Consider the following 17,379-nt stretch of genomic DNA (forward strand, 5'->3'; position numbering starts at 1 on the left):
ATTCGCCCGGAGTCCGGCATCCGGAAGCGTGGCCTCGCGCCGCTGGATAAGAGTATGAGCTGAGCAGATTTTCAGGCAGGGTAAGTATGCGATTCACTTCAGGGCATTCGAGCCATAAGGCTGTGGGGCGTAGGAGAAGCCGTCATGCCGGTAACGGAAAATCCAATCGCTCCGCATCTACGAATAGCGCTGCAAATCAGCAGACGGGTCCCGTAAACCTGAAGACTCCCCAGCACGTGGGTGGCAACGGCCGTTCGCTGGTCAGCCGTACGCCGATATGGGCGCGAGTGGCGGTTGTGCTGCTGCTGACGTTGCTGGCCAGCGTCACCTGTGTGGTCACGCTCTACGCGGCATCCGTCTCGAGAATGGCCACGGATGCGCAGCGTGTGCTGACATCCGCCGAAGGTCTGGCCAATTCGGCACTTGGCTGCGGCAGCGATAAGAGTCTGTCGGACATCTCCCAAGAGTTGGTCAATGCCACCAATGATCTCAACGAGGAGCTGAACGGCCCACAGTGGGACTTCTTCCGCGACCATTCGCGATTTGGCAGCGACATCACCGCTGCCCGCGAAATGCTGGCTTCCGTGGATACGCTGGTCAACGGTCCGTTCACTGATCTGCTGAACCTATCCAAACGATTGCAGGGCTTCTCCCTGAAGAATGGCTCGGTGGACGTCAGCGCCCTGATGGATATGCCGGATATCGTCAAGCAGGCGCATAAGGATATCTCGCAGCAGCTCACCAAGCTCAGCAAGGTGCCGACTCCGAGCGTCGCCAAGGTGGCCACCGTGCTCGAAGCCGAAAAGGCTGCGCTCAAGACCGTGGATTCGATGCTCAGCGAATACGATGGCCTCATTAACTTGCTGCCGCAACTGCTTGGCGAGGACGGCAAGCGCACGTATCTGGTGATGGTGCAGAACCCGGCCGAGCTGCGTTCGGCGGGCGGCATGGTGGGCACCATCGCCGCAATCACGGCAGATAAGGGCACGATTACCATCGGTGATTTCGCCACCACTTCTGGTTGGGACATTCCTGAGAAGCCAATGGATGATACGGTGCTGAAGGAGCGCCAGGTATTTGGTGACACTTTTGACCAGTACCCGGCCACCACGACCATCGACCCCGAATTCCAGCGTGTGGCACAGATGAACAAATACATGTGGCTGTATCAGAAAGGCAACGAAGACGCGAACGTAGCGGGTGTATTGTCATTCGACCCCGTATTCCTCCAGGCATTGCTGGGAGCCACAGGCAAGGTCAAGCTTTCGGACGGCCGAGTGCTGGATGGCACCACCACGGTGCCGTTCTTCGCTTCAGACCTGTACACGGATTACCCGGACTTCGAGCAGCAGAACAGCTTCGTTTCCGAAGCGGCTCAAGCAATCATGAACCACGTGCTTGGCAACGCGAATGCTTCCACCGCATCCCCGCTGTTGAAGGCAATCAGAGATACCAGCGCTAGCGGTCATTTCAAGCTATGGATGGCTGATCCGGATGAGCAGGAGGCGCTGATTACCACCGGACTCATCGACGACAAGGCCAGTGGCGAGTTGTCCGCCGACAGCCAGATGCCCGAAGCTGGCATCTATCTTTCGGAGCTGCAGCAAGGCAAGCAGGATTGGTATCTGAAGACCTCCACCACGGTCACCAAAACCTGCGGCGACGCCTCGGCCAGCCAGAACGCCCTGTATTCTGGCGTGCTGGATAAGCGCATCACGACAGCCGTGCGTAACACGCATCTGGGTCAGTTTACGGAAGATCAGCTCGGTGACGAATACACGGTCACCTTCACCATGAAGAACACGCTGACTAAGGCTAAGGCCGAATCGTTGCCTGATTTCGTTAATGGCGGCTCGGAGAATCCAGTGCTCGGCGGCATGTTGTACCGCGTGGTGCTTACCGCCCCGTACGGTGGCGAAATCACCGCTGTGCAGGCTGATATAGATTCATGGGGTACCAACACCGCGAGCCTGTATGACCGTCAGTACATTATGTTCAACCAGCAGTGGATCGAGCCCGGAAAAGAATTGACGATTGCTTATACCGTTCGGGTCAGCAGCGATGCCACACATCCACTGAACGTGGTAACCACGCCGGTGGTGAATGCGGATGGCATCGAGACGGGCTCCAACGGTAAGGTGACCGATGAGTGCCCGGCGGATAAGAGCAGTACGAACGGCGCCGATGGTGCGAACGGCGGCGCGGACGGCGGCAGGAACGACGCGCATAAGGGCGCGTCCTCCGATCCCTCGGCCGGCCTGGACGCCTTGGACAAGCTGAAGAGCCAGATCAGCTGCCCGGTCGATCTGAAGTCCCTGGCGGGATCCATGTGATGACCATGCCCGATTCCGTTTCCGACGCCGCCGGTGTCGGCGTCGCCGGCAAGCCGCGCGACGTGAACTACGATCTGCTGCGCGTGGTGGCGATGTGTCTGGTCATCGGCGTCCACGTGATCAACAATTACATGCCTGTCAAGATGACCCTCGCCGGCAGCGCAGAAACGGTGCGATTCGTGCTGTTCGCGTTGTTCATGGTCTGCAATCCGCTGTTCATCATGGTGTCCGGCCGGTTCAACCTGACATTCGATGCCGCGCAAGGCGCCGGTCGGCCCCGCCCCAATGGTCTCGCGCCGTACGCGCGCTACTACTACAAACGGTTCGTCTCGCTGATCGTGCCGTATCTGCTGTATGCGGGCGGCATGGGGTTCGTGGCCTATCTGGCGGTCGACCATCGCCCGGTCGGCGGGGCCTTCTCCGGCATGCTGTTCGACCTGTTCTCCGGGTATGACGACTCCGTGTACTGGTTCGTGTTCATGCTCGCCGGTTTCGTGCTGGCGACGCCGTTCCTGGCCGCGATGATGCGCGCGATAGGCCGGTCGGGCGCCTGGCTGCTGATCGGCCTGGCCGCCGCCGTGGCCGCCGCCGAGCAGATCTGCAATCTTGCCGGATACCCGTTGACGTTCCTGCAGTCGTTCCCCTGGCGGGGACTGCTGGTCTACTATCTGCTCGGTTTCGTGCTGGAATACTATCCGCCGTCCACGCGGGCGCGGCGCGGCTTGTACGCGTTGGCGCCGTTCGCCCTGGCCTGGACCGTCGCCACGCCGTACCTGTTCGCCGGCCAGCAGATTCAGGTCGGCCGCACGCTCACGGTTTCCTTCGCGGTGGTGGTGGCCGCGGTGTTCCTGTTCTTCCGGTACGACGTGCATCCGGCGTCGGCACGGCTGCGCAGGGCGATCACCTGGCTGGCGGGGTACTCCTACACGATCTATCTGGTGCATTCGCCGCTGTCCAAGGTGCTGATCGGCCCGAGGATTCCCGCGCCCACGGACGGATGGTCGTATGCGGGTATCAGCGTGCTGATGTTTGGCGCTACGTTGCTGGTGGCGCTGCTATTTGCGGTGATAGCCGATACTGTGGTGCTTAAGCCCGTGCAGCGTCTGTTACGGAAGGTACGGCTGTAGATTTGGATACGGCGCTATGCCACGGTATCAAAGCCAGGAATCCCAGCAGCAGAAGCGGGGTGAACGTGAATTTCGACATGTCCATCAGCACGCCCACGGTCATAAGCGCGGCCAATCGTCCGTTACCGGCGCGCGGGCCGGCCATGCAGGAAAACAGCAGACACGCGAACAATAGGCACAGCGCCTGTGCCATGGAATCGGCCGAGATGGAGAACTGGATCCAATCACGGCTCACGCACCCGCCCACATTGCCGCTGCCCGAATGCAGAATGCTGGTCGAGTCGACTGGCCGAGCCAGCACATCCCCGTTGACGATGCCGTCGATGCGATATGTGTGCGCCCATGCGTCTGGAATATGCCCGGCAGTCGTCACCGCAATCAGCACGAAACCCATTGCCAAGATCACTGCAGCAGCCAAGGCCGGCATCAGGCGGTTCAGCCGCTTCCATGCAGCGCTCGCCGCCACTCGTGAGAACACGGTCAAAGGAGTAGAAACAGCATCAGAGGCATCGGAGGCATCAGACATATGTCCCGCTATATATGAGGTGTTGGTGGTGATTGAGCGATATTTGAAGGCAGTTCTGGAAGGGTCCTAGACGTATGATTTGGAGAACGGTTCCCTCATTAATGGTGCCAACGTTCAGCTCTATTCCAGCAACGGTACTAATGCCCAGCGTTGGATGTTGCGTAAGTAGGTTTGATGAGCATGACTTCATCTGATGAGAAGCCTTGAACCCGTGTCCACATTTATGATGGAGGGCGAATAACATCAACGATTTTTAGCACGGCTTTGTCTCCGTCATTTAATTTCTTGGCGCTGTCGATGCCGCTCGTACGTCCACACATGAAAAGAGCCATGTCAATCATCTGTAGCCCGTACAGCATGCGCGAATCCTCCCACTGGAAAGACATTTTGATGCGTGCCAAATCAGAGGGGAAATATTTTGCGGTTTGGGCTGACACTAAAAGATGGGGGTGCGACTCACGGTTGCGCCCCCATCTTTTAGTACGTCGCTGTCAGTGCCTCTTGTTGTATGCGATTTTGTTGGTTTCAATGACGAAGGTCTTGCGGTCATTCTTGGCCATGACGTCCAGGATGATGCCGGCGATGATGAGCAGGAGCCCCGTGATGACCAGCATCACCGCGCCGATCAGCGTGGGGAAGTGGGTGACCACGCCGGTCTTGGCGAATTCGAAGGTAACGGTGCCGCAGAGCACAATGCCAACGATGCCGATGATTAGGCCCAATCCGCCGAAGAGGGGGAGGGGCTTGTATTCGCGGATCATGCGGAAGATGGTGCTCATGACCTTGATGCCGTCACCTACGGTGTCCAGCTTGGACACTGAGCCTTCGGGGCGGTCACGGTACTGGATTGGCATCTCGTAGAGTCGCAGGTTGTTGTTCAGCGAGTGGATGGTCATCTCGGTCTCGACCTCGAAGCCTCGCGAAAGCACGGGGTAGGTTTTGACGAACGTGAAGCTGAACGCGCGGTATCCGGTCATGATGTCGGTGACATGTGCTCCGAACAGTCCGTTGATAGAGCCACGTACAAGACGATTACCGAAGTTGTGGAACGGACGCTTGTTCTCCTGGAAGTATGTGGAGGAGAGGCGGTCGCCGATCACCATGTCGTAGCCTTCGAGCACCTTGGCCACCATGGCGGGCGCGGCGTCGGCGGGATACGTATCATCACCGTCGGCCATGACGTACACGTCGGCATCGATGTCCTCGAACATGGCGCGGATTACGTTGCCCTTGCCTTGGCGTGGCTCCCTGCGGACGATCGCGCCTTCAGCCGCGGCAATTTCGGCGGTGCGGTCCGTAGAATTGTTGTCATATACGTAGACGGTGGCTTTCGGTAAAGCGGCTTTAAAGTCACGCACGACCTTACCGATAGTGACTTCCTCGTTGTAGCAGGGGAGGAGCACGGCAATGGAGGTATCATTATTTGCTTCAGGCATATATTCAACTATAACGGTTCCACTGGTCTGACCGCGTTCTCTAGTTCAGGCGCTATCATGGTCGAATGAACATATGGGAAGCTTGGAGAGCAGGTATTCAAGGCAGGATGAAGAATCCCATCGTGGTCGGAGTTGTCATTCTCCTTGTTTTGGAAGTGTTTGTATTTAATTTCCCATTTTGGGCCACACTCACCAATAGTGGCACCGCAATGACCCCGTCCCTGGGCCCCGGTCTGGAAAAGACAAATGAGGGAAAAGCCAAGATTACCAATAATGAATCTTCTTGGATTGAATTTAAAAATAAAGATGTAATTAACTACTTCTATATTACACCATCATCAGGTGAAGACGGAATAAATCAAGTAAAATGGAAAATGTCAACAAAAAAAGCACAGGATGGCAATTGGTATGAAGCAACGGGAGAGTCCGGTTACTCCCCACTGGTAAATAATTCAAGATATATACATGTTGGCGGCCTAACCACAAAAATCAGGCTGAAAATCGAGGCAGCCAATGGCGACATAATACCAGTAAGTCAATATGTGGCAAACCCGCGCGTCCCGTTCCGCATCAGTCTATCACGGCTGATTTTGGAAGTGGTATTGATTTCCACATATTTAGCAGTCCGTCCAAAGTCAATATTGTATCAAATCCCATTTTCCGCGCGCAACATAAGATGCGTTACACCGATTGTTGTCACCGCAGCAGTGGGATGCGTATCGTTGCTGTGGTTTTGGGGGGAGTCTGGCGGGCTTCATACAACAGGAGGCATCAATCGTCTTCCCAACGGCTCTTATTTCGACGCGGACCAATATGCACATGTCGCGGATGCATTGATTCATGGCCACGTATATTTGGACATACCGGTAGATCCAGGTTTGGCCGCAATGGATAATCCTTATGATGCGGCGTCGCGAATCGCTCTTTCTAGAAATAGTGATTTGCCGATTTTGTTTGACACCGCTTTTAAGGATGGTAAATACTATAGCTACTTCGGCGTTCTTCCCGCCGTGCTTTTGTTTGTTCCATACCAGTTAGCGACAGGTCACTACATGCCTGTAGGATATGCCGTTATCATTCTAGGTATTTTGGCATTTATACTCGGCATTCTGCTATGTGTTCAACTTGCACGTCTTGTCAACACAAAACATTCGATTAATACCGGAGTGGTCCTTCTTGCATGCATTTTCATGTTCCTAGGCAGCGGGATAGCACACAATATCCAGATCGGTCTTTTCTATCAAATTCCTCAGACATCCGCACTAGTATTTATACAGCTGGCCTTTATATGCTGGATTGAAGCTAAAACTCACAATCTTAGCAAAATCTGGATGTCTCTGGGTGCTTTGAGTGCCGCCATGGTCATTGGCTGCCGTCCTCAATTTATGCTATCACTTATCGTCGCAGTTCCACTTTTCTGGAAAGAGATTGTCGATCTATGGGTTGAAGGAAAGGGCAATAGACAAGGACTGGTAAAGGAAATCAGTATATGGTCGAGTGTAATTATCCCATTTGTTATCGGCTTGATTCCATTCGCCCTATATAACTATCTCCGATTCGGGAGCATACTGGACTTTGGCGCAAATTATAATCTAACAGGTTACGATATGACTCATCATCAGTTGCCTGTCTCATTGCTGGCTCCCTTGGCGTTTTTGTATTTCTTGCAGCCTCCAAATATTTCAACAGGCTTCCCATTCATAATGAATACACCTAATCCAATGCCTCTATGGCTGCCGATGCAACCAAGCTATGGCGGATTCTTTACTTTTATAGCACCTTTTGCCTTCATTATGTTCTTCCCTACATTCTGGAAGTCAAACATGAGGAAGAACGGACTCTTTAGCACTTGTTGCACTTTGTTAATTTATTCCATAATCGTTTTTGCCTTTGACTCACATATAGTGGGTTATGATTTAAGATACATGCTCGACTTTAACTGGTCAATCATATTGGCTTGTACTCTGATGTTGTACTCCTCTAATATAGGACTTTACCACAGTCGAAATGTGTCGATATCGCAAGATACATTCGGCCCACATACCAGCGTAATCCTTATTAAGGCAATTACGTGTTGTGTCCTTGTTTCTTCGCTCATGCTTTACTTTAAGCAATTTATAATGGGCGGCTCCGTAAGCCTCAAGGTAATCTGGGATACCGCCTCATGGTTCACCGCACTGTAATGTAGCTCTAATATTTGTTACCCGGTAAGGACCTCTGAGGTGGGAGTATTATGAACAGAATTCGTTATTTTGACATTGCAAAAGGCATCGCAATACTTGCCGTCATGTTGGGGCATAGCATTCTTATTTCAAAAGCGTTCTTCCCGCAATCCTCTACAGGAATTCTTCTGTATCATGTCTGCTTTACCTTCCATATGCCACTATTTTTTATACTATCCGGTTATTTCATGCACCCAGAGCGCGATTTTCGCTGGCGCAAAGAAAGCCGTGAACTTATTGCCACATATGCGATTACTGCATGTGTTATCATGTTAGTCAATACCCTGAATTCCTTAATGATTGGCAGCGGTTTAAGAACTACGTTTAATGGCTGGCTAGCTGCTGCATTTTATGGCGCTGGAGATTTTGGGAATTACGCTTGGCCAGTTCCTTTCCGTATAGGAGCATTATGGTTTTTGCTTGGCCTGTTCTGGGCTCATTTATTTGTTCATCTCTCCTTTAGATGCAAATACCCATTGCTTATGATTGCCCCATTGTTTATTGTCGGATATCTTTCCTCGCGTATATGCTGGCTCCCTTTGAGCATCCAGTCGGGAATGACCGCATCGGCTTTCGTATATTGCGGCACGCTTGCCAGAAAGTATGATATTCACCGATACTGCCGTCAGCATTGGTGGATTGTATTACCTTGTGGCGCAATCTGGCTTTTAGCTATTGCCGAGTTCAACGGTTTCAGTATGGCAATGAATATATACGGCCATGGTTTCCACTTTGCCCTTTCGATTGCTGGCACCCTTGCAGGAACTGTTTGCATTCTTGCTATTTCGATGCTCTTGGACAAAAAAATTAATTCTCTATCCATTCTTTTTTCCAAGTTTGGTAAAAACAGTCTTGCTCTTCTATGCGTACATATCATTGAAGATGATGTCACTCCTTGGCAAATCTTACTGCCATATGCCGCAAATCTGATTAGATCAGACATCCTGTGGCTTGTCGTCTTTCTGGTGCGAGTCGCACTTGATGCCGCTCTGGCGTATGCTGTTTTTTGTATACCCCGTGTCAATAAGCTTTTCTTCCCATATCTCGAAAAGAGAGTGCCGTCTGTCAACAACAATTAGAGCATACCTGCAATACGGCGTTGTTCCTATGTAAGGTACATCTCTGAGACGTCTGGCCGTATTCCTCAATGAGAATCACCAGTGAGATTCGAACTACGCCTCATCGAGGGTGAGTGGGCCCTCGTCCTCGGCCTGCTTCGAGTCACGTTGCGGCATCTGCGCTTCAGGTGAACGGCTTGTCCGCTTATGCCCTGTTCGGATCAGTCGGCATGTCTAGGCAGTCGCATGATTCAGGATGCGCTCATGTCCCTAAAACAATCCTTGATTCATGAATGCGACAAATGACCTCAGCCAGGCTCACAATCATGAACGCAAATCCTGCCCCCTAAGGCTTACCGCACGTTGGCCACCCGACCATGCCATAAGTCATCGGATCCGCAGAGCCATAGGATATGCGACAGACCCACGGCCGTCCCGTACATTCCCCAACGCGACGAGTCTCTTAGATTTTACCCGGCCCGTCCAGCAAGTCAGGAGCGACAACGGAGCACCGATAGGGGCAGGACGTCTGCCACACAACAAGGTCAATAGGACAGGCACCGTTCAGCCTCATGTTCGATGACGCACCGCGCTCGGCTATCACGGCATCGAACATGAGGCATGTCACTTTTGTGCATAGTCATAGACCTTCGACTATGCTTGTGGTGTTTAGTTCTGTCAGTTGATTGAGGTGAGTATGTCGAGATTCAAGTTCGCCAACGTTCTCTTGGAGCGCAACCCCCGTTCGTTGAGCTATCCTTCATTGTATTGCAGGGCCGATGGAACTGTCATCGAGGACAAGGCCGACGATTCGTGGCTACTGTGCGATAAAGGCGAGTATGACTTCTGCACGTACTTCAACTCGTTGTCCGTGCAGAAACTCAAGAAGTACACAAACGCCACCCGTTTCTTCCTGCATCTGGAGCTTAAAGGCGCGGCCGCGCATGTCCAGCAAACGGAGGGTGGAGTGTTCTCAGCGCACCCTGAACCCGTAGCAGCCGTCACCGCCGAAGTCCCCGCGTCAAAGGAGTGGCAGACCATTGACTTGGAGCTCCAGTCCAATGACGATACGGTGCTCGTGGGATTCACCATCACCACCGAAGGACAGGTGGCAATCCATAACAGCTACTACGCGGTGGAATACGTCAACGAACTGCATCCGGTCGAATTCGTGCTTTCCACCACCACCTTCAAGAAGGAAAGCTTCATCGAGAACAATATCCGTCTCGTGAAAGAACAGATTCTCGGTTCCGGAGAGGAAATCGCTGACCACTTCACCATGTATGTCATCGACAACGGACGCACCCTCGACGCCGAGAAACTCAGCGATGAGCATGTGCATATCCGTCCCAATCAGAACGTCGGTGGAGCGGGTGGATTTACCCGTGGCATGATTGAGGCCATGGAACAGAAGGTTCCTGCAACCAATATTCTGCTCATGGACGATGATGTGGCGGTTTCGCCGGAAAGCATCAAGCGCACGTACAATCTTCTTCGTCTGCTGAAGCCTGAATACACAAATGCGATGATCAGCGGAGCCATGCTGAATTACGAGATCGGTGAGGATCAGTGGGAAGATACAGGTTACATGACGCCGGAAGGATCATTTGCTCCGGCTAAGCCGAATCTTCGCATGACTCTGTTTCAGGATGTTGTCTACAACGAGACGTTCAAGGTGTCACGTAAGGTAGAAGAAGATAAACAAAGATATGCTGCATGGTGGTATTGCTGCATTCCGATGAACGTCATCAGGGAGAATGGACTGCCGTTGCCGGTATTCGTGCGTTGCGATGATGCTGAGTATGGTGTGCGCTGCGGCAAAGAACTCATTACTATGAACGGTCTGTGCATCTGGCACATGTCTTTCCACGTTCGGTATAACGCCGCTGTGGAGCGTTACCAGACCACACGCAACACCATGATTGCGCAGTGCACCACCGGTTTTGCCCCGCATTCCGATTTCATGCATGAGTTGCACAACAATATTCGTCTTGAGCTCAAGAAATTCGGCTACGCCAATGCCGAGCTGTGCCTGGACGCATTCGAAGACTTCCTCAAGGGCCCGAAGTTCATCTCCCAGAAGGGCGCTGCTGAGGCCAGCTTCATGCGCGCCAACAAGAACAAGGAGAAGATGTTCTCGTTCGATGAGGTGCAGCAGCAGGCTGATGATCTTGGACTCGATGGTTTCGAATTGAGCGAAATCGATCGTCAGTTGGTGGATGGAGACAAGCCCCGTACGCTGATTCAGCGCCTGCAGGACTACGCCACGAATAATGGCCAGCGCATTCTCAAGAGTGAGGGCAAAGGCTATGCGGTCATCCCTGTGCTTGGCTGGACGTACCCGGCTGGTGCCATCCACAACAAGAAGTATCTGATTGTCATTGACTGGTACAACAAGAAGGGTGCCATTCGCGTCAAGGATCCGAAGCGATACGCTGCCATTACAAAGCGTTACGAGCGTGATCTGAAGTACTACAAGAAGAACATCGATCGCCTGCGCAAGGAATACTCCAGTGCCCGTGCCGAGCTGACCTCTGTGAAGTACTGGAAGCAGTACTTGGATATGGACTGATTGTTGTAGATGTCCAAAGATGGGGCGAATCCCTTGACTAGAGGTCTAGGCGTTCGCCCCTCATACTGTGGTGGCGCGCAGAGTATCATCGGTACATACGTATCCTCGGTAATGCGAATGCACAATGTACCATGCGAAGGTAATTGCGATGAGAATTGATAGGATGTAACGCAGTGAAGACAGTGGCAAAACGAATTCAGGACAGATACCGCTATGCGCTGGTTGTTCTGCGTGGATTGGTGAAAACGGATTTCAAGCTACGCTACCAGGGCTCGTTCCTAGGTGTGGCGTGGTCGGTGCTCAAGCCGTTGATGCTGTTTGCCGTCATGTATGTGGTATTTGCGCGATTCCTGCGTATGTCCGATGGCACGCCCACTTACCCGGTGGTGTTGCTGCTGGGCATCTGCTCTTGGAACTTCGTTGGCGAAGCCACGTCTATTGGACTGCGATCCATTGTGGATCGCGGTGATTTGCTGCGTAAGATTCATTTTCCCAATTACATTGTGGTCGTTTCCGCCACGATTGGTTCAATGATCAGTCTGGCAATCAACTATGTGGTCGTATTGATATTTGCGTTGTTCAGTCGTGTGCATTTCACATGGCGTGTGATTCTGGTGCCTTTCAGCGTATTGCAGCTATGGATTTTGGCATTGGGATTAACCCTTATCTTCAGCACTATGTATGCGTATTTTCGTGATATCGCCCATATTTGGGAAGTGCTGCAACAGATGATTTTCTATGGCATGCCGATTATTTACCCGCTGAGCTATGTTACCGACAAAGGTGGCATCTACGCGCAACTGGCACGACTGGAACTGTTGAATCCTATTGCGCAGGCGATTCAGGATATCAGGCATAACTTCATAGCACCGGAAACCCAGCCCACAGTATGGAACCAATTCGGATCATGGTGGGTGCCTGCCATTCCCCTTGGATTGACTGTGGTGCTGATTTGGGTCGGTGTATATGTATTCCGAAAGAACAGCAAGAAATTCGCGGAGGTCATGTGATGAGTAAGCAGATGGACACCACGATCGATGATCCCCGTCTTGCTGGACAGGAAGAGGAACTGGCCTATCTCGATGCGCCTGTTGTGCTTTCTGCCTACCATGTCAACAAGTATTTCAAACTGCCGACGGAACAGGCCACTGGATTGAAGCAGGCATTTATCAATTGGACCAAGGGCATCAAGGGGTATAAGAAGCAGGAAGTGCTTAAGGATATCTCGTTTGAGGTCCATCAGGGTGAGTTCTTCGGCATTGTCGGACGTAACGGTGGCGGTAAATCCACGTTGCTGAAAATCATCTCTCAGATTTATTACCCGAATAAGGGCAGTGTATCCGTTACTGGGAAGTTGGTTCCATTCATCGAACTTGGTGTGGGCTTCAACCCGGAACTGACCGGGCGCGAAAACGTCTATCTGAATGGCTGCCTGCTGGGCTTCACCCATGAAGAGATTGACGCGATGTATGACGACATCGTCGAATTCGCGGAGCTTGGAGACTTCATGGACCAGAAGCTGAAGAACTACTCCAGCGGTATGCAGGTTCGTCTGGCATTTTCCGTGGCCATTAAGGCGCAAGGCGATATTCTTGTTCTCGATGAGGTACTTGCCGTGGGAGACGAAGCATTTCAACGTAAGTGTGATAACTTCTTCCGCAAAGTCAGCAAAGACCCCTCTAAAACGGTTATTCTAGTCACCCATGATATGGGGTCGGTAAAGAAGTATTGTACTCGTGCCATGCTGATCAAAGATGGTGAGGTCGCAGCCATCGGAGACAAGGAGAGCGTTGCGGACCAGTACACACTCCTTAATCTGGAGGCGGAGAAGAAGGATAACGAGCGTAAGGCCCAGGAAATGGCCGATAAGGGCGAGTACGTCGAAGGCCTGAATGAGCGATGCCCGCTGTTGAGGACCTACGCGGTATCCCCGTCGATGCTTACCAGCGATGATGTATTCGAATTCGCTGTTGAATATCAGTACGATGAGCCTGGTGACTTTTATTTGGCAATTTCCATGAACGATATCCGTCGTGGAGGCATCACCTATGATACAGGCGCAAAAGTGTTCAAAATGAAGCGACATGGTCATCATACGGTACGTTTCCAAGTGCCTCTTTCCCTCTTCAACAGTGGCGAGTTCCGTCTGTTCACATCGTTGCGCACGCCGAGTGCCACGGATTCGAATTTCACGGATATGGTGGCCGTGGCTACGGGCGACAATGCCTGCAGCTTCGTGATTCGCAACGCCAAAGGAGACCCATACGCATTATTGAATCATGACCATATTCGTATCACGCCGGCGAACGGGGAAGAGAACGTGACGGTTATGTCCGAATTCGATCCCTTCGAAGGGTGAAACAGGGAAACTGTGACAGGAGACGGTATGAGCAATAACACTGAATGGGAGACCGTGGTCCGTATCGTCTATCCGACGCGTGATATCGATCAGGTATGGCCTTTGTACGCGCTCGACTGGACTCAGCCTATTCTTTCGGATGCGGTGCTTGACCCGCGTATCGATATGAATCCGGCGAATATCGGTGGTATGAATCAGTCGGCGCTGCAGCGTGTGATTCGCCGTGGCACCGGTGGCAAAACCACCGGTGCCACGGACAAGACCTTTGAGCTGGAGGGGCGCTCCGAACTGCACGTGCATGAAGGCGGGCGTACTTCGCTGTGCACGTTTTTCAATGCGTTCCCTGCCGGGTATTGGCGGCGCTGGACCCGTGTGAATGCCGTTCGGTTTGAAGCTGAGGTGTGCGGCACTGGACGTTTGGTGCTGTACCGTTCCAATGGTCGTGGTCTGTTTACCGCAGTGGGTGATTTGTCGGTGAAAAGCGCTAGGCAGTGGCGGACCGTTTCCGTGGAAATTCCGCTGTTGGACACCATGGATGGCGGCTTCTGCTGGTTCGATGCCGAGGCAAGCAGACATGACGGCGATCTGAAAGTTCGCAATGCTGTTTGGCGGACCCCGGCTGGGCAACGTACCGCATCGCACCGCACTACGTTATCTATCGCCATCGCCACCTTCAACCGCGCTCCCTACTGCCTGAACCAGCTGAAAGCCATTCGCGATGCCGCGGCGTTGCGCGAACGACTGGACACGGTGTATTGCACCGATCAGGGTACCGACCATGTGTGCGATCAGGCGGACTATCCTGAAGTCGCCAAGGCGCTGGGAAGCCAACTGACCTATACACAGCAGCGTAATCTTGGCGGTTCCGGCGGTTTCTCCCGCGGCATGTTCGAGACCGTGGAGGCGGGGAAGAGCGATTACTGCCTGCTGTTGGACGATGATGCGATCAGCGAGCCGGAAGCCATTCTGCGTGCGGTGCAGTTCTCCGATTACACGATCAAACCGTCGCTGGTGGGCGGCGGTATGCTCCATCTCGACAATCGCACCATGCTATACACGCAAGGTGAACGCATCAACTGGCAGCGCATGTGGATGACGTCATCCCTTGAACTGGGGTACAACCACGACTTTGCCGCAGAACCACTGCGTGACTCTCCTGAACGCCATCAGCGCATTGACGAGGATTTCAACGGCTGGTGGATGTGCCTGATTCCGGTCAAGGTGCTGAAGACGATTGGCTTGTCTCTGCCGGTGTTCATCAAGTTCGACGACATCGAATACGGTCTGCGTGCCAAGAAAGCCGGATTCCCCACGGTGTGCCTGCCGGGCGTGGCGGTGTGGCATCAGGCTTGGCACGGCAAGGATCCGGCTCGCACATGGGAGGAATATTTCTTCCCCCGCAACCGGTGGATTGCCGCGCTGCTGTTGCAGCCGGACGAGCCGACGAAGAACATACTGTTCGAGATCTTGTACGGCGACGCCATCGTGGGCTTGCGATTCATCTATTCGGCAATGGCTTTGCACCATGCCGGGTTGCGGGACATTCTGCGAGGTCCGCAGTATATTGTGGATTCGTTCCCGACCAAACTTGGCGAGGTACGCAAACTGCGTGCTGAGTTCGTCGATGCGCAGACGCGACCGAGCTTTGAGGACTTTCCCGAGGCAAGGCGTGAAATCGCTTCGCCGCGGCATCACCCCGGCACCACCAAGCAACGGTATATGTGTGCCATAAAAGCCGTTGTGCGCAGTGCATTTTCGAATAAGAATGCCAAGAATGCCAAGAGACCGGACGTGGCGATTACGGCACAAGACTCTTATTGGTGGACATGGTTGTCCTCCGGTGCGATCGATTCCGCCTTGGTCACATCTCCCGACGGCAACTCAGTGGCCTGGCTGAAGCGCGACGATCGGTATTTCCGCAAGAGCCTGCTGGAAGGGTATCGCCTGACCCGCCGTCTCATGCGCGACTGGAAGCGTTTGTCGGCGCAGTATCGTGCGTATGATCTTCCCTCGTTGAAGACGTGGGAGCGGATTTTTGCCGAGGACCGACGCAACAAGTCATGATGAATTCGTGATGGTCCGTTAACTGCGGTCCTTAATCAAGGTAAATAAACAGGTGCGGGGCTGACGCGAGATGACGTCAGCCCCGCACTGATATTAAGGAGCGCAAGCCGGTGGCCCTTTGATTGTCTCTGGTGCCGGCTGATCTGATAACGTCCGAGATTTTGCGCGCTTTGGTTTGGGCTTGAGGTAGGGGTATGGCCCGTGTCCTGTGTACGGTTTTCTGTCGCCAAGCATGGTACTATTGCTGCTTTCGTGGGTGGTGGTTCGTCGTTGAGCTGTTGGTTCCGCAGGCGTAAGGGGCGTTTCCGGCTATTGTGTTGATAACGCCTGAGATTTTGCGCACTTTGGTTTGGGCTTGAGATAGGGGCATGGCCCGTGTCCTGTGTACGATTTTCAGTCGCCAGACATTAGAAAACCGCGATTGGAAACGAGGGCACGAAGCCATGTCACAGCAGATTCTACAGGTCGACCAGGCCATGTTGGAAACCACCCTGGACCGGATGGTCCGCAAAAGCGTCGAGGAGACCCTGAACGCGATGCTCGACGCCGAGGCCGACGAGATCACCGGCGCCGCGCGCTACGAGCGCAGCGGGGACCGCAAGGCGTACCGGGCCGGCCACTACGAGCGCGACCTGACCGTCAAGGCCGGCAAAATGAGCCTGAAAGTGCCGAAACTCAAGGGCGCGGTGTTCGAGTCGGCCGTGATCGAACGATACCGTCGGCGTGAGGAGAGCGTCGAGGAGGCCTTGATCGACATGTACCTGGCCGGCGTCTCCACCCGCCAGGTCGATGATGTCAGCCGGCTCCTGTGGGGCGACCGCATGCCCTCGCAGACCCTGAGCGACAAGCTCAAGCGCGTCTATGCGGATATCGACGCATGGCGGGGCAGGCCCCTCGAACAGGATTACCCGTACCTGTTCATGGACGGCGTGTGGCACAAAAGGTGCTGGGGCGGGTCCGTGGAGAACGTGAGCATCCTGGTGGCCATCGGCGTCGGCATGGACGGGCGGCGCGAGGTGCTTTCGGTGGCCGAGGGCATGAAGGAGGACGCGGAAAGCTGGCGCGAATTCATCAAAGGCATGCTCGCACGAGGCCTCAAGGGCGTGAGACTGGTGACGGGAGATCGGTGCGCGGGGCTGGTCGCCGCCGCGGGCGAGCTGCTGCCCGATGCCCGCTACCAGCGGTGCATGGTGCATTTCGAGCGCAACATACTCGCCAGGGTCAACCCCGGGAACCGCGACTGGGCGGCCGACGCACTGAAGGCCGTGTTCTCCATGGAATCACGCGACAAGGCGTTGGAGAAGGCCGAATCCGTCGCCCGGGACATGGAATCCAGGAAACTCAAGGAGGCCGCCAAATGCCTGCGCGAGGGCATCGGCGAGACCACGACCTACCTGCTCGACGACTACCCGCGCGAGCATAGGCGTCGGATCCGCACCAACAACATGATCGAACGGCTCAACCGCGAGATCAGGCGCAGGACCCGCGTGGTCGGCTCGTTCCCCGACGGACGCAGCGCGTTGATGCTCGTCTGCGCGAGGGTCCGCTACGTGACATCCGACGAGTGGTCGACGCGCCGCTACCTCGACATGTCAAGGCTCGGTGAGACCGTACCAGCAGCGAACTGATCACCGCCACAGGGACGGGCGAAGACCAAAGTGCGCAAGAGTTCGGGCACTACC

The 17,379-nt window shown here is 53.9% G+C and carries 12 protein-coding genes; 9 read left to right on the forward strand and 3 right to left on the reverse strand.

All coding sequences use genetic code 11. The annotated features are described in order from the left end of the window. Positions 1-236: 236 nt before the first annotated feature. Together ACEUKI_RS08620 and ACEUKI_RS08625 are read left to right on the forward strand one after the other, a co-directional pair. A complete protein-coding gene (locus ACEUKI_RS08620; RefSeq protein WP_374156728.1) occupies positions 237-2,333 on the forward strand; it encodes a DUF4012 domain-containing protein in 2,097 nt (698 codons plus the stop codon). Further along, entirely contained in the window at positions 2,333-3,460 is a 1,128-nt protein-coding gene (locus ACEUKI_RS08625; protein ID WP_179133565.1) for an acyltransferase, read from the forward strand. The genes ACEUKI_RS08620 and ACEUKI_RS08625 overlap by 1 nt, the downstream gene beginning before the upstream one ends. Here ACEUKI_RS08625 and ACEUKI_RS08630 read toward each other — a convergent pair. The 3 genes from ACEUKI_RS08630 to ACEUKI_RS08640 all read right to left on the reverse strand — a co-directional run bounded on the left by ACEUKI_RS08630 (position 3,420) and on the right by ACEUKI_RS08640 (position 5,422). Beyond that, entirely contained in the window at positions 3,420-3,986 is a 567-nt protein-coding gene (locus tag ACEUKI_RS08630; RefSeq protein ID WP_143248063.1) for a hypothetical protein, read from the reverse strand. The two genes, ACEUKI_RS08625 and ACEUKI_RS08630, sit on opposite strands and share 41 nt — an antisense overlap. Before the next feature lie 221 nt (positions 3,987-4,207). Further along, the gene (locus ACEUKI_RS08635) at positions 4,208-4,423 is read right to left on the reverse strand and encodes a hypothetical protein (protein WP_374156729.1); all 216 of its coding nucleotides are present in this window, start codon (positions 4,421-4,423) and stop codon (positions 4,208-4,210) included. Between the two features lie 54 nt (positions 4,424-4,477). Further along, positions 4,478-5,422, reverse strand: coding sequence for a glycosyltransferase family 2 protein (locus ACEUKI_RS08640; protein WP_080785752.1), 945 nt, complete (start codon positions 5,420-5,422; stop codon positions 4,478-4,480). A gap of 107 nt (positions 5,423-5,529) precedes the next feature. On the opposite strand from ACEUKI_RS08640, the gene ACEUKI_RS08645 reads away from it, so the two are divergent. From ACEUKI_RS08645 to ACEUKI_RS08675, 7 genes are all read left to right on the forward strand, one after another. Beyond that, positions 5,530-7,605 (forward strand): hypothetical protein, encoded by a 2,076-nt coding sequence (locus ACEUKI_RS08645; protein ID WP_143248065.1) that lies wholly within the window; start codon positions 5,530-5,532, stop codon positions 7,603-7,605. A 50-nt stretch (positions 7,606-7,655) separates the two neighbouring features. Continuing rightward, entirely contained in the window at positions 7,656-8,723 is a 1,068-nt protein-coding gene (locus ACEUKI_RS08650) for an acyltransferase family protein (protein ID WP_080785754.1), read from the forward strand. 676 nt (positions 8,724-9,399) lie between these two features. Continuing rightward, on the forward strand, positions 9,400-11,274 hold the full coding sequence (locus ACEUKI_RS08655; RefSeq protein WP_080785755.1) for a glycosyltransferase: 1,875 nt from the start codon (positions 9,400-9,402) through the stop codon (positions 11,272-11,274). Positions 11,275-11,447: 173 nt separating this feature from the next. After that, a complete protein-coding gene (locus tag ACEUKI_RS08660; protein ID WP_080785756.1) occupies positions 11,448-12,284 on the forward strand; it encodes an ABC transporter permease in 837 nt (278 codons plus the stop codon). 11 nt (positions 12,285-12,295) lie between these two features. Beyond that, a complete protein-coding gene (locus ACEUKI_RS08665) occupies positions 12,296-13,633 on the forward strand; it encodes an ABC transporter ATP-binding protein (protein WP_251848125.1) in 1,338 nt (445 codons plus the stop codon). 27 nt (positions 13,634-13,660) lie between these two features. After that, complete coding sequence (locus tag ACEUKI_RS08670; protein ID WP_080785758.1) at positions 13,661-15,697, forward strand: glycosyltransferase; 2,037 nt, start codon at positions 13,661-13,663, stop codon at positions 15,695-15,697. Positions 15,698-16,140: 443 nt separating this feature from the next. After that, positions 16,141-17,325, forward strand: a complete 1,185-nt coding sequence (locus ACEUKI_RS08675; RefSeq protein ID WP_131218582.1) for an IS256 family transposase — start codon at positions 16,141-16,143, stop codon at positions 17,323-17,325. The last annotated feature ends 54 nt before the right edge of the window (positions 17,326-17,379 follow it).

The organism is Bifidobacterium sp. 2450, from assembly GCF_041900695.1.
Lineage (GTDB): Bacteria > Actinomycetota > Actinomycetes > Actinomycetales > Bifidobacteriaceae > Bifidobacterium > Bifidobacterium longum.